Raw genomic sequence first — 13128 nt, forward strand, 5'->3', positions numbered from 1 at the left:
TCGCTCAGCACGACTGGAATATCTGTCTGTTGATCGATTCAGGTTACTTGGCGGTTAACCCACAGCCCGGATAGCATCACCTAAGGTGTTGACTATCTGATCGATCTGCTGCTTATCGATGATCAATGGGGGGGATATTGCGATAATATCTGCGGTGGCCCTGACTAAGGTGCCATTGGCAAAGCAATGTTCGAAAATACCAAAGCCTCGCTTTCCAACGCCCTCTTCGCTGGGAGAGAATTGAATGCCACCGACTAAGCCAATGTTTCGTATGTCGATAATGTTAGGCAGCCCCTTGAGACTATGAACGGCCTCTTCGAAATAACCTTCCAGTTCTCTGCTACGTTCGAAAAGTTGCTCGTTTTGGTAGATATCCAGAGTCGCTATGGCCGCAGCTGCGGCGACGGGGTGGCCTGAATAGGTATAACCATGAAACAGCTCGATACCATCCGGGCCTTGCATACTGGCATCGTAGATGGCGTCATCGATCAGTACGGCGCCCATGGGGATCGCTCCGTTGTTGAGCGCCTTGGCAGTGGTGATCATGTCTGGCGTAACGCCCCAGCGCTGGCTGGCAAATGCATCGCCTACTCGCCCAAAACCGGTGATCACCTCATCAAAAATCAGTAAGATGCCATACTTCTTGGTGATCTCTCTGAGCCTTTGCAGGTAGCCTTCTGGCGGTAATATCACGCCGGCCGATCCTGACATAGGTTCGACAATCACTGCGGCGATATTTTCAGCCCCGTGAAGTGCAACCAACTGCTCCAGCACATCCGCTTTTTCAGCTCCGGTCTTAGGCATGCCACGACTAAAGGCGTTGTCCTGCATATCTAATGTATGGGGCAGATGATCGACACCGGGCAATAGTTGTTGACTGAAGGTCTTACGGTTCCCGCCGATGCCGCCGACGGATATTCCACCGAAGCCGACACCGTGATAACCAAGCTCGCGACCGATGAAACGCGTTCGTGTCGCTTCCCCCCTGGCTCTGTGGTAATTAATGGCAATTTTCAGGGCGCTATCGACCGACTCTGAACCAGAGTTGGTGAAGAACACCTTATTCAACCCTTCAGGACTGATTTGGGCCAGACGTTCGGCGAGTTCGAAGGCAATAGGGTGTCCCATCTGGAAAGAGGGAGCGTAATCCATTTGGTGGATCTGTTTACTTACAGCCTGCGAGATCTCTTTGCGTCCATGCCCTGCATTACAACACCATAGTCCTGCCGTGCCATCGAGTACGGGTCTGCCAGTGGTATCTTTGTAATACATGCCTTGTGCTTCGGCGAGCATTCTTGGTTTCGACTTGAACTGCCTGTTTGCCGTAAAAGGCATCCAGTAGTGTTCAAGAGATTGCGTTTCGCTTTGCATATTTGCCTGACTATCTGACATAGCATACACCCCGATTCAGTATTATTCGTTGTTATTATGAGCGGTTGATATTTTCCATGCTATGTCAGAAATAATGAACATGAAAGCTTTTTGTTCGTTTATTTATAGCAAAATATGTATTTTTGTAAAATATATTGAAACTATTGTTGAAAAATGGTCGGGTAAAAGCGTAATCTGGTGCTCTGCAGATCCTTACTGTGCACTTAGTTTGAGCTTTAGGTATCGAAGCCAAGTCGCTTACGATATAGGAATAGCTCTGCGTTTTACCGCTAAAGTGCGACCGGAGGGCTCCGTATGCGAAGCTATCATTATCATTACCCGTTAAGAGGTCATCATGAGTACACCTACAAATCGCAATCAATGGCAAAGCTTGGCCGATAAGTTAATCAGTGAAGGGGAGATTAAGTCCTCTGCATTTATCGATGGCGAATATCTTCCTTCGGTATCGGGTGAGACCTTTGAATGTGTGAGTCCCATAGATGGCCGGATACTCTGTCACGTCGCCAGTTGCTCGTCCCAAGATGCCGATATTGCCGTAAGCAGTGCAAGGCAAGCGTTCGATGAGGGGAGTTGGTCGGCTCTGCCACCGGTAAAACGCAAACAGATAATGATACGTTTCGCCGATCTACTCGAACAGAATCAAGATGAACTCTCCTTGCTAGAGACATTGGATATGGGTAAACCCATCCGCTATTCAGGCTGCGTCGATGTGGCGGGCGCTGCACGCGCCATTCGTTGGTCCGGTGAGGCTATCGATAAAATTTATGATGAGATAGCCCCGACGGCGCCAAATGAGATAGGCATGATCACCCGCGAGCCCGTTGGCGTGGTGGCGGCTATCGTGCCGTGGAACTTCCCTATCTTGATGGCGTGTTGGAAATTGGGCCCGGCTCTGGCGACGGGCAATAGTGTCATCTTAAAGCCTTCGGAGAAGTCACCTTTAACGGCGATTCGTATGGCTCAGATAGCCATAGAAGCCGGGATCCCCAAGGGGGTATTGAACGTGCTTCCGGGCTTTGGTCATACCGTCGGCAAGGCATTGGCCCTGCATATGGATGTGGATACTCTGGTATTTACCGGTTCGACTAAAATCGCCAAACAGCTGATGATCTACGCCGGTGAGTCAAACATGAAACGGGTTTGGTTAGAGGCCGGTGGCAAAAGCCCTAATATCGTCTTCAACGATGCGCCGAATCTGCAAAAAGCGGCCGAAGCCGCCGCTTCTGCCATTGCCTTTAACCAGGGAGAGGTCTGTACTGCAGGTTCACGTCTACTGGTCGAGGCGGGGGTTAAAGATGAGCTGCTTGACCTGATTGCGAAAGAGTTGCTTGCCTGGCAGCCCGGTCATCCTCTGGATCCCGAGACGACCTGTGGCGCCGTTGTCGACAGGCAGCAGCTGGACAATGTGCTGAGTTACATTCGATCCGGCGTCGAGGAGGGAGCCGAGCTTATTCAGGGCGGCGGTCAGGTGATGGCCGAGAGCGGTGGCGTGTATGTCGAGCCAACCATCTTCTCTGAGGTGAATAATAAAATGACGATCGCTAAAGAGGAGATCTTTGGCCCGGTACTGTCGGTGATCACCTTCGATGGAATGGAGCAGGCGATAGAGATAGGAAATGACAGCATTTATGGCCTGGCAGCCGGCGTGTGGACCTCAGATATCAGCAAGGCCCATAAGACGGCGAAGGCATTGCGTAGTGGTATGGTATGGATTAACCACTATGACGGCGGCGACATGACGGCACCGTTTGGTGGTTATAAGCAGTCGGGTAATGGCCGTGACAAGTCACTGCATGCGTTCGATAAGTACACCGAAATGAAGGCGACCTGGATTGCACTAGATTGAAGAATCGAGGTTCGAGGTCCTAGTACCTAGGTTCTAGAACCTCAAACCTCGCTATCAGACTACTTATGTTCCGGGTTGAACCTATCCATCACGACGGCACAGACGGCGTCGCCTGTGATGTTCAGTGAGGTACGGATCATGTCAAATATACGGTCCAGGGCGAACAGTAGTGGTAGTCCGTCAATCGGGATACCGGCTGCAAGCAGCACTGCAACGACCAGGAAGGAGGGACCAGGTACACCGGCTTGACCTATGGCGCCCAGTGTCGAAGTGAAGATAATGGCGGCATAGGCTGTCATAGTCAGATCGACATGATACATCTGGGCGAAGAACATGGCGACAAGACCATAGTAGATAGCGTTACCCGTCATGTTGATGGTCGCGCCCAGCGGCAGTACGAAGGCTGCGGTCGCCTTGGATACATCCAGCTCCTCTTCACAGGTTTCCATAGTGACCGGCAGAGTCGCCATAGATGATGCGGTAGACAGTGCCATCGCCTGGGGTTTCTTCATCGCCGAGACAAACTTCATGGCAGGGACGTTGGAGAAGAACTTCACTACCAAGGGGAAGAAGATGAAGGCATAGATAAGAATCGCCACTACAAATACGACGAATAGCTTCAAGACCACTTCAAGCGCCTGGAATCCGAATGAGCCCACAGACTCTGCCATCAGGCCGAAAACCCCTAAAGGTGCGATGACCATCACGCAGTTGATCATCCATACGAAGGCTTCAACTATGGTATTGAGGCTTTTGATGATGGGCTTGGCACCATCGCCTTTCACTTTACTCAGAGCGATACCGAAGAAGATGCAGAAGACCAGGATCTGCAGAATATTGCCCGAGGTCATAGATTCGAACACATTGGTTGGGATCATGCCAATCAGAGTATCCATGGCGCCTGGCAGTGCGCCTTGCTCTGCGGTGACTTGGGTTAGTGATTGACCGTGAGCACTAAAATCCACTCCGGCTCCGGGTTTGAATATATTGCCCATGACCAGTGCGAGTGTGACGGCAACACCCGAGGTGATAATAAAGAAGGCAAAGGTGCCGATACCTATCTTTCCTGCCGAGGGGCTGTCACCTAAGCTGGCTGCGCCGGCGATAATGGATACCACGACTAAGGGGATGACCAGCATCTTAATCAGATGAATGAAGATGGTACCCAGAGGCCCAAATATGGCGGCACCTTCTCCCATGAAAAGGCCTACTAATGCACCAATTATCATGGCGATAACCACCTGAAGCCCTATGTTGTGCATTAATTTTTTATTTCGAATTCCCACGCTCGCTCCGTTGTTGAACTGATCTGTTAAGCTTTTTTGAAGGGGCGTAAAGTTATCACACAAGTGTATCAGGCACTGTGAAACAGCACTTATCCAGGAGGTAAACTCATCCTTCTATAAACAAATCCAACTCTCATTGAATTATTCTTAAAAAGTATAGGTAAAATTTTGCAAATCGCTAAAATGAATTCAAAATTAATGGGGCTGATTTTGATATCTGTATTTACCGCTTTTTATTTAACCTCTTACTTTGATGCTTTTTCCTTATGGGAGCAGATGAAAGGTATAATCAGGCTACTTGTCTGACTCAGCTTTGTTACTGCTGATGTACTTTTGGCGTATTTTTTCCAGCTCTCCACGTTTTTCAAATGCTTCAAAAAGCGTTCTAAGCTTATCTACCGATATACGATCCAGACTCTTTTTTGATACCTGAACCCAAGGAGTCCGCTCGGAGACCACTAAAGGTTCCCCGAAAAGTGTTTCACCGACTTCCAGTTGAATCGCGGCGCTGAGTATTGGGTCCATAGGGCCGATAATGGCATCGACCCGGCCAACCATAAGCAGCTTTATTGCCTGAACAAAGTCCTTAGTGGTTATGGAGATAATATCCGGGTCGCTATCTATGGCATCACTGAATTTAGCGCCTCTTAAATAGGCGAGTTTTTTCCCTTTTAAGTTTTCTACCGAGTCGAAAGAGCTTCCTTTTAAGCCGATAACGACGGTTTTGAGACTAGGTAAGGGGGCTATGTAAACGACGTAATCTTCTAGTTCCTCATACTTAAACATGATGGTCATGTCAGTTTTACCGGACTTGAGCTCGAACATTATTCTGGCATAGGGATAGACAAGGTTGTTAACCTGATACCCCGCTTCTTTGGCTAACAGATTGGCAATATCGTAATAGATGCCGCTAAGATGATTTTTTCGCTCAATGCCATAGGGAAGAATCGCGATCGTCCTGATCTCAATTTTCCGGCTCTCTTGACTCTCTTCCCCCCTGACTGGGATAAACAGACCCGATAAAATGATGAAGGTAGAAATTAGAATCTTGATTTGTCGATTCACAATCATCTTATTCACAGTCCTCCTATTTTTATAACACTACACCTTGACGCCAAATGGTGGGCCCTCTTGATCAACTTAGTTGATATTGTCTGAATCGACAAGGTAGAACGGTGGGGATTAAAGAGAGAAGCACTCAATCAGAGTGCTTTCTTGTTTTGATTATGGAAGCTCTGCTTATTAAAGTTCGTGACGGTAGGGGATGCTTCTCTGTGCTCCGGGCCGGGTTACTGCTATGGCTGCGGCTCGGTTAGCAAACTCTACCGCATCACGCATCGCCAGGTTTTCACTCAAAGCCACCATCAAGGCCCCGTTAAAGGTATCTCCGGCGGCGACGGTATCGACTGGTTTAACATCTACGCCGGCGACTACGCCTTCAAACTCTGAACAGCTTAAATACGCACCTCGGGAGCCTAAGGTGATGATCACCGTCTCAGGCCCGAGTTGATGAAGCATTTGAGCCGCGAGCCTTGCCGTATTCTCATCACAGACCTCAATCCCCGTTATCGCCTCGGCTTCGGTCTCATTTGGGGTGATAATGTCGACCCATCTGTAGATCTCTGTGCCGAGCACAGTCGCGGGGGCAGGATTAAGCAGGGTATTTGCGCCATGTTTTTTCGCCGACTTCAGCGCCTGAGCAACGGTTGTTGTCGGGGTTTCCAGTTGCACCAGAAACCAATCGGCTTGTGCTAATAACGTCTGGTGTTTCTCGAGTGCCTCAGTCGTCATACTGGCATTGGCACCCAGTGAAACCCCGATACTATTCTCGCCATTTGCGCCGACAAAAATCATGGCGGTGCCCGTGCTTAGCCCATTGACCTTAGTGATCCCATCGGAGTGAATACCGTCATCATGCCAACTCTGACACATCTGGTCGGCAATGCCGTCGGCTCCCAGGTGACAGATAAAATCGATTCGATTGCCGGCTTGGCATAGTCTGGCGCAGGCAACGGCCTGGTTTGCGCCTTTCCCACCGTGTTCGAATCGATAATCCTTGCTCATCAAAGTCTGCCCGGGGGCGGGCAGATATTCAAATGACATCACATGGTCGGCATTGGCACTGCCTAAAATGACGAGTCTGCTCATGATTTCCCCTATTTACTGTATGCCTGTAGTCACTCAAACAATTGCTCGACAAAACGGTCGGTAAATACTCTGTCTTCTATCTGTTATATGCCTGCAGACGCTCGACTAATAGATCGACAAAACCTTGTCTATCCAGATTAAACAGCACTGTTGCATTGGCGGCATGACCTGTGAGCTGATGGCGGTCGACCACTGTCATCCCCTGAGTATGCTCGCCTTTTGTCTCTATGCCGACCCAGCAGTCCTGAGCCTGAAATAGTTCCGGCTTAAGTAGCCAGGCGATGGTACAAGGGTCATGCAGCGGTGCTCCGGTAAAGCCCCACTTAGGATCCCTGTGATAGACGATGAAGAAATCCAGAAGCTCTGCCACACACAAAGCGATAGGGTTATCGATTGCGCGGATCCGCTCTATGTCTTCATCCATGATCTGTGCTTCGTGGGTGACATCCAGGCCGCACATTGTAATAGGAATGCCGGACTTAAAGACGATATCGGCGGCTTCGGGATCGACGTAGATGTTAAATTCTGCAGCCGGGGTCCAGTTGCCCACGCCGGCGGCGCCCCCCATCAGGACGATACGTTCTATCTTATCGTGTAGCTCTGGATGGCTGGTGAGCAAGATGGCGATATTGGTGAGGGGGCCTGTCGGTACAAGCGTGACCGGAACCTGACTCTCTCTGAGTTTTAACGCCATCAATTCTATGGCTGTCATAGATACAGGGTCGAAGCCGGGATCGGGCAGTTTAGGACCATCGAGTCCGGTTTCGCCGTGAACGTTATCGGCGATGATCAACTCTCTGGCTAATGGCTTTTGGGCTCCGCCTGCAACCGGGATATCGCTGCGGCCTAATAACGTCAACACCCTTAAGGCGTTGTTCAGGGTCTTATCCGGCGTTTGATTACCGGCGCTGGTCGTTACTGCAAGTGGGGTAAATGCATCGGTGCTTAAGGCGAGAATGAGCGCTATTGCATCATCATGTCCGGGATCACAATCGAGAATAATTGGGCGTGTCATGGTCATACTCCTTCATTTGACAGAGATGCAGGTTAGCACGACAGATCCATCTATGTTCTAAGGTAGTTGTTATTTTTGTGAGACAAGAGTCAATAAAATCATAGTAAGGTTAGCTTATTATGTAATATTGAGCTGGAAGTTTGTGTCACAAGGTTACTCAAGTTTTCCAACACCATGAATTATAGTGCTTATAGTGCCCTTCCTATCCAATATTTCACTCACTCAATCGCTCACTCACTTAAATCAATAGCAGGAACTGGAACAGACTATGACCGATCATTTCAAAGGCAGGTATGAGGTGGAGTTGAAGTATCGCTTAACTTCAAGAGCTCAGTTTCTATCGCGCCTTAAGGCGATGAACCCTGAGATCATGCTGGAAGATAATCTGGAGCATGACAGTTATTTCGACCTGCCGGGTGGCGAGTTAAAGGGAGAGAACAAGAGTGTCTGTATCCGCAACATGCAGCCCTCGGGGATCAAGCTCTGGATCGTAAAAGGCCCCGAAGCTGACAGATGTGAAGCGGTGAATATTACCGATGATGAGAAAGCCTGCAGCATGCTTCAAACCATGGGCTTTAAGCGGGTATTAGAGATGAAGAAGACCCGCAGTATTTACTTTCTGGGGGAGTTTCATGCAACCTTGGATCATCTGGAAGGGATAGGGGACTTTGCCGAGCTGGCCATCATGACCGACGATGAGCATAGGTTGGAAAAATACAGAGAGCAGTTACTGGAGTTGGCAGCAACTCTGGGGCTGGATTCGACACAGTTGGAGACCCGCTCTTATCGGGAGTTACAGGCTAACTCGAATAGCCATTCGGACTAGTCATCCTGAACTTATTTTTTGTAAAGAGCGGGCTCCTGCTTGAAGGTCGAACCTTTATGGTTATCTATCACCTCCGGTGGAGTATGTGCAGACACTTCTGCGAGTCGCCGTGAACACCTCCGTGTGGGCTCTGCCAAAACATCCATGTTTTGGAAGCTCGCAGCCGTATCTACACTTGGTTTTTCACGAGAAGAGTTTCTCTCCGATTTAGCTTTCTAGTCTCTGCCTGAACACCTGACCTACAAGTACGTAGTGAATGCCGAAAAATGTCTGGAACATTTTCGGCCATGTTTTCGATACCCTCTGTCGTATCTACACTTGGTTTTTCACAAGAAGGCTCTCTTCGATGGGGCTTTGCTGTTAGCTCTTAGCTTGGAGCCTACATATCACTGCGCACTTTTTCGATTACCCGTGCTCGTTTTCCCAACCTTAGTTTGATAGAGTACTTATAAATCAATAGCTTTGCTAAGGCGAGGCTTAAATAATAGGTTTATTAAATGTGCATGCGCGTTTAGCCAAATATACGCGCATGCGCACAATACAAATGTTAGGGCTTGAAACGAAACATAGGAAAAAATGTGGAATTACTGAAAGATATCGGGAAAGTTGATAGTAAAATTAATTCAGTGTTAATAATAAGTTTGATATCAATAGTCTTAACAGACCTTGTCTTCAACAACTTGCCAGAACTATTTTCAGGAGCTAGTGGGCTTCTGAATGCCTATTACAATTTTTGTATTGGAATTGTTGTTAGTTACATATTTTATTTTTTTGTAGTACACCTCAAGGAGCAGTCCGACAAGCTTAATATACAACCTTATGTGCTGAAAAAATCTCAAAATATTGTAGCGAACCATGATGACGTCATCGGTAAACTAAAGAAATTATCAGGAGATAGCTCTCCTGAGAAATTCCTGACAAAAAATGATATTGAAGCTGTTTTCAAGAGCATTAATCCTATGGCTACAGCACCGATGACTTTAGGTCTTGGTGGGGCTGCTGCAAATTGGCTTCAATATATGGATAGTAGGCGGTACTACACGGAAGAAAAAATTGGAAAAGTTTTCAAGCTTATGCCGCATCTAGATACGGAGCTAGCCCAAATATTATCTGCGATTGAAGATTGTTCGTATTTTGTGAGTCTAAAGCACACTGCAAATCGAGAACTGCCTAACAACAAAGACTTGATACCATGGGCTGAACCCTTCTATGAGTACTCTCAATTGTGCAAGAGTCTGGAAAAGTACTATGAAGCGCTTTAGGTTCGCCCTAACAAATTGCTCAAACGGACGAAAAACAGTTGGCTTTCGTTCGTTCCTCACTAATTTTAACCAACTATTTTACGCCGCTTAGCAAGGCGTTGGTATGACTATGAAGCAGGGAGGCTTTAAGTATGATCGATCAAGTTGGAAACACAAAAATTAAGCTGAAACATAGGGCTACGTGCCACTGTGGCTCGGTAGTTCTTGAATTAACATTACCAAACGGAATCGAAAACCCTAGAAGGTGCGATTGCTCTATTTGCCGAAGAAAAGGCGCAATCGTTGGTTCTGTCGATTTAAGTGGTATTCGAATCGTTAAAGGACAAAAAGTTTTGAAGTTGTATCAATTTAACACGGATACAGCTAAACATTATTTCTGTTCAAATTGCGGTATTTATACGCATCATCAGCGCCGTTCAAATCCCACAGAATATGGTTTCAATATTGGTTGTCTTGAGGGCGTAAATCCATTTGATTTAGGTGATGTTGTCACAAACGACGGGGTTAATCATCCAGCCGATAGGTCAGCTTCATAACAAATAAGGATAGGCCGCGCGCAGCCGCGTCCTTATCCCGAGTGTTGAACAAGCCCGAGCTTGCTGGAAGTGATACCTTTATATAGTAAATATCGACGCAAGAACTTACGCCGCGGTCGGTGGGTTTAGTTTTATGTCACTTTTTATATACCTTAAAATGGGTGGCTTTGTAGTTCACCTTCGGTGCGGGGCGTTATGTGTTCCCACAAGGCTGAGTTATAGGAGGAGAAATGACTGAGAGAAAAGGACAATGCCTTTGTGGTGCGGTCAAGTTTGTTGCGAAAAATTCCGAAAACAGTGTAGCAGCTTGTCACTGTGGCATGTGCAGGACATGGGGTGGTGGTCCGCTGATGGCTGTTAGCTGTGGGTCGGATGTGTCATTTGAGGGAAAGGAAAATATATCTGTCTATAGTTCTTCTGATTGGGCTGAGCGTGGTTTCTGTAAGAATTGCGGTAGCCACCTATTTTATAGGCTTAAACAAATTAGTGAGTACCAATTATCCGCTGGTCTTTTCGATAGTCAATCGAGTTTCAAATTCGATTTGCAAGTATATATCGATAAGAAGCCATCATTTTACAGCTTTGCAAATAAGACAAGTATAATGACCGAGGCAGAGGTAATAGCAAAATATGCACCCGACCAAAACATATAACCAGCGTAAGCTGTCGGAACGCCTTTCCGCGCCTTCGTCGCTACAAGTCGTCCGCAGCTGCGGGCGCTATGTGAACCACTAGAGGATGCCCTATGAGATGGAATTTATTTTTTCTTTTGTTTTTATTTGTCTGTAATGCTTCTTGGGCAAAAGAACCAAATACTTTAATATCAATTCATAAAGTAGAGTTGAATAATAAAAATAAACCAATAAAGAAAACTTACTTTAAAAGGTTTAGCTCATACCAATTAATCAATGAAGAAACTCAACAAGTCAGGTCAATTCATCAAAATAATGAAGCGAAAGCTATTTATTTAGAGCCTGGGCGCTATTGTTTTAGATCGTTTAACATTTCAACGTCACAAAAAGTAAAAATATTGAACCCTTTATGCTTTCAGGTTTCAGATAATGCTATATCTAACGCCGGTACGTGGGTAATAGGCTCTAGAGTGTCAGGCACGAATTGGTATGCTCTACTGGTAGATATTAAAGATAATTATTCAGAGCTGGAATCCATTTTAGGGGTGGAGAACTCCATACCTGCAATTGTGTATAAGCCTCAAGGGAAGTAAGGTGTATTTACATTACAAGGCGCAACAATAGACTCGGCAAGGTGCTGAGTTAGCTGTCGCTAAAGGTTCAGCTATAATAATTAACTCATATGAAAAAGGATTTGTTATGAAAAAACTATTTTTAATTTTAACTCTATGTGTCTCCTCTGCTGTTTGGGCGAACGGAGACTCAGGCTCAGGTGCCGCTAAAGAGTGGTTAAATATTGTTGATGCCGGTAATTATATTGAGAGCTGGAAAAAAGCGGATTCCTTCTTCAAATCTCAACTCACTGAAAGCAAGTGGGATGCAGCATTAAAAGGTGTGCGAGCACCATTAGGCAAGGTGATCTCACGTTCCGAGTTAAGTAGCAAAGCTCATTCATCGCTACCAGGTGCACCCGATGGCGAATACCTTGTTATTCAATACCAGACTGAGTTTTCAAATAAGAAAACATCTATTGAAACACTCACTTTAAGTAAGAGTAGTGGGCAGTGGTTACCAGTTGGTTATTTCATAAAGTGAGGTGGGGCAGGCATACTGCTCACAAGTGGTTTAATGTATGGACAACAACTCGTCTCGCAACTTTCAAAAGACACAAATTGAACGTTCCTGGTGTTGCCCATTAACCGGGTGTTAACTGCAAATATATGAAACATGAACTCTGGATTGAAAATGAGGATGAGCAAACATTTTGCTTGTCTGGCAGGCGAGGAGAAAGGGCTCGAAAATTGTTAGAGCCTAATGCCAAACTTGTTTGGACTTGTGAGGCTCCATCAAATTTTGAAGCAATGACCAAGTATTATGAATATATGGGCTGGGGAGAGTACACCACTGACTTCCCTGAGCATGACAAAAAGACTTATGCAGAGCTAGGGTGGGAGTGACTGCATTTTACAAGGCGTTCAAGCTTAGGCCGCAGCAAGCTTGACGTTAGTGCTCATATGGAAATTGAACCGAATTACTCTGAATATTCATTAGAAGAATTGCTGGATGTTCTTGATAATATTGATAAAGAAAGGTGTCGAGATAGGTATCTGAAAGTGTTGGCACTGTTAGGTGATGAAGAGCATTGCCGAAAACTTGCTGAGCAACAGAAAATAAAAGAAGAAAAAGAATCCATAGAAAATGAAGAGTTAGAGGCATGGACTACCCTTCTGTTTCCTACAATTGCCGGGGGCCTTCTTCTGTTTTTCGGTCTGGTACTCACACGTTCAAATGGGTTTATTCATATTGAATCTATGTGGTTTCGTATTCCCATTTCATTTTTGTTGTTTTTATTGGGATACTCAGGGTATATGAAAGTCAGAGAGTTGAGCACTAACAAGGACTAAAACGGGTTGGTTTTAGTCACTTCTCTTCCAAATTTCAGCCTGTTATTGCAGGCGTTATCGACAAACATTCTGTCCCAAATTGTGTTAATAAATTAAAGCCTAAATCGAAGAGATCACTTTCTCGAAAACCAGAGTCAGGTGTAGGTGCGGCTGTGGGCTTCGGTTTCAGGGCGAGGTTTCACATAGTGAAACTCTCTGAGCGAGAGATAGGGTGAATATGGCAAAGCCATAAGCTTATGAACAAGAAGCATGGAGGCTGAACTGGAATTTGTATATGGAGA

Annotated in this window: 14 protein-coding genes; 9 read left to right on the forward strand and 5 right to left on the reverse strand. The window is 46.4% G+C overall.

The window, feature by feature from the left end:
• Positions 1–54 precede the first annotated feature (54 nt).
• Positions 55–1392 carry an omega-aminotransferase AptA gene (gene aptA / locus SSED_RS05370; protein WP_012141391.1) on the reverse strand — a complete coding sequence of 446 codons (1338 nt, stop codon included), beginning with the start codon at positions 1390–1392 and terminating at the stop codon, positions 55–57.
• A gap of 334 nt (positions 1393–1726) precedes the next feature.
• Here aptA and SSED_RS05375 point away from each other — a divergent pair, with 334 nt between their 5' ends.
• Positions 1727–3238, forward strand: a complete 1512-nt coding sequence (locus tag SSED_RS05375) for an aldehyde dehydrogenase (protein WP_012141392.1) — start codon at positions 1727–1729, stop codon at positions 3236–3238.
• Between the two features lie 59 nt (positions 3239–3297).
• Here SSED_RS05375 and SSED_RS05380 read toward each other — a convergent pair whose 3' ends face one another.
• From SSED_RS05380 to rihA, 4 genes are all read right to left on the reverse strand, one after another.
• The gene (locus SSED_RS05380) at positions 3298–4500 is read right to left on the reverse strand and encodes a dicarboxylate/amino acid:cation symporter (protein WP_398355934.1); all 1203 of its coding nucleotides are present in this window, start codon (positions 4498–4500) and stop codon (positions 3298–3300) included.
• A gap of 318 nt (positions 4501–4818) precedes the next feature.
• Entirely contained in the window at positions 4819–5595 is a 777-nt protein-coding gene (locus tag SSED_RS05385; protein WP_012141394.1) for a substrate-binding periplasmic protein, read from the reverse strand.
• A 171-nt stretch (positions 5596–5766) separates the two neighbouring features.
• A complete protein-coding gene (rbsK, locus tag SSED_RS05390) occupies positions 5767–6672 on the reverse strand; it encodes a ribokinase (protein ID WP_012141395.1) in 906 nt (301 codons plus the stop codon).
• 76 nt (positions 6673–6748) lie between these two features.
• Positions 6749–7687 (reverse strand): pyrimidine-specific ribonucleoside hydrolase RihA, encoded by a 939-nt coding sequence (gene rihA, locus SSED_RS05395; RefSeq protein WP_012141396.1) that lies wholly within the window; start codon positions 7685–7687, stop codon positions 6749–6751.
• A gap of 268 nt (positions 7688–7955) precedes the next feature.
• On the opposite strand from rihA, the gene cyaB reads away from it, so the two are divergent.
• The 8 genes from cyaB to SSED_RS05430 all read left to right on the forward strand — a co-directional run bounded on the left by cyaB (position 7956) and on the right by SSED_RS05430 (position 12847).
• Positions 7956–8513 (forward strand): class IV adenylate cyclase, encoded by a 558-nt coding sequence (gene cyaB, locus SSED_RS05400; RefSeq protein ID WP_012141397.1) that lies wholly within the window; start codon positions 7956–7958, stop codon positions 8511–8513.
• 578 nt (positions 8514–9091) lie between these two features.
• On the forward strand, positions 9092–9775 hold the full coding sequence (locus tag SSED_RS05405; RefSeq protein WP_041421553.1) for a hypothetical protein: 684 nt from the start codon (positions 9092–9094) through the stop codon (positions 9773–9775).
• A 131-nt stretch (positions 9776–9906) separates the two neighbouring features.
• On the forward strand, positions 9907–10311 hold the full coding sequence (locus SSED_RS23900) for a GFA family protein (protein WP_012141399.1): 405 nt from the start codon (positions 9907–9909) through the stop codon (positions 10309–10311).
• A 230-nt stretch (positions 10312–10541) separates the two neighbouring features.
• Positions 10542–10964, forward strand: coding sequence for a GFA family protein (locus SSED_RS05410; RefSeq protein WP_012141400.1), 423 nt, complete (start codon positions 10542–10544; stop codon positions 10962–10964).
• A 92-nt stretch (positions 10965–11056) separates the two neighbouring features.
• Complete coding sequence (locus SSED_RS05415) at positions 11057–11536, forward strand: hypothetical protein (RefSeq protein WP_041421554.1); 480 nt, start codon at positions 11057–11059, stop codon at positions 11534–11536.
• Between the two features lie 106 nt (positions 11537–11642).
• Positions 11643–12038 (forward strand): DUF4019 domain-containing protein, encoded by a 396-nt coding sequence (locus tag SSED_RS05420; protein ID WP_012141401.1) that lies wholly within the window; start codon positions 11643–11645, stop codon positions 12036–12038.
• 125 nt (positions 12039–12163) lie between these two features.
• Positions 12164–12400 carry a hypothetical protein gene (locus tag SSED_RS05425; RefSeq protein WP_012141402.1) on the forward strand — a complete coding sequence of 79 codons (237 nt, stop codon included), beginning with the start codon at positions 12164–12166 and terminating at the stop codon, positions 12398–12400.
• 57 nt (positions 12401–12457) lie between these two features.
• Entirely contained in the window at positions 12458–12847 is a 390-nt protein-coding gene (locus SSED_RS05430; RefSeq protein ID WP_041421555.1) for a hypothetical protein, read from the forward strand.
• The last annotated feature ends 281 nt before the right edge of the window (positions 12848–13128 follow it).

The sequence above is a fragment of the Shewanella sediminis HAW-EB3 genome (assembly GCF_000018025.1).
GTDB classification, from domain to species: Bacteria; Pseudomonadota; Gammaproteobacteria; order Enterobacterales; family Shewanellaceae; genus Shewanella; species Shewanella sediminis.

What these genes read in the sequence shown, in the direction of transcription:
- SSED_RS05415 (WP_041421554.1), top strand. Translation starts at nt 11,057, where the DNA reads ATGAGATGGAATTTATTTTTTCTTTTGTTTTTATTTGTCTGTAATGCT.
- SSED_RS23900 (WP_012141399.1), top strand. Translation starts at nt 9,907, where the DNA reads ATGATCGATCAAGTTGGAAACACAAAAATTAAGCTGAAACATAGGGCT.
- rbsK (WP_012141395.1), bottom strand. Translation starts at nt 6,672, where the DNA reads ATGAGCAGACTCGTCATTTTAGGCAGTGCCAATGCCGACCATGTGATG.
- rihA (WP_012141396.1), bottom strand. Translation starts at nt 7,687, where the DNA reads ATGACACGCCCAATTATTCTCGATTGTGATCCCGGACATGATGATGCA.
- SSED_RS05410 (WP_012141400.1), top strand. Translation starts at nt 10,542, where the DNA reads ATGACTGAGAGAAAAGGACAATGCCTTTGTGGTGCGGTCAAGTTTGTT.
- SSED_RS05380 (WP_398355934.1), bottom strand. Translation starts at nt 4,500, where the DNA reads ATGCACAACATAGGGCTTCAGGTGGTTATCGCCATGATAATTGGTGCA.
- cyaB (WP_012141397.1), top strand. Translation starts at nt 7,956, where the DNA reads ATGACCGATCATTTCAAAGGCAGGTATGAGGTGGAGTTGAAGTATCGC.
- SSED_RS05430 (WP_041421555.1), top strand. Translation starts at nt 12,458, where the DNA reads ATGGAAATTGAACCGAATTACTCTGAATATTCATTAGAAGAATTGCTG.
- SSED_RS05375 (WP_012141392.1), top strand. Translation starts at nt 1,727, where the DNA reads ATGAGTACACCTACAAATCGCAATCAATGGCAAAGCTTGGCCGATAAG.
- SSED_RS05420 (WP_012141401.1), top strand. Translation starts at nt 11,643, where the DNA reads ATGAAAAAACTATTTTTAATTTTAACTCTATGTGTCTCCTCTGCTGTT.
- SSED_RS05425 (WP_012141402.1), top strand. Translation starts at nt 12,164, where the DNA reads ATGAAACATGAACTCTGGATTGAAAATGAGGATGAGCAAACATTTTGC.
- SSED_RS05385 (WP_012141394.1), bottom strand. Translation starts at nt 5,595, where the DNA reads ATGATTGTGAATCGACAAATCAAGATTCTAATTTCTACCTTCATCATT.
- aptA (WP_012141391.1), bottom strand. Translation starts at nt 1,392, where the DNA reads ATGTCAGATAGTCAGGCAAATATGCAAAGCGAAACGCAATCTCTTGAA.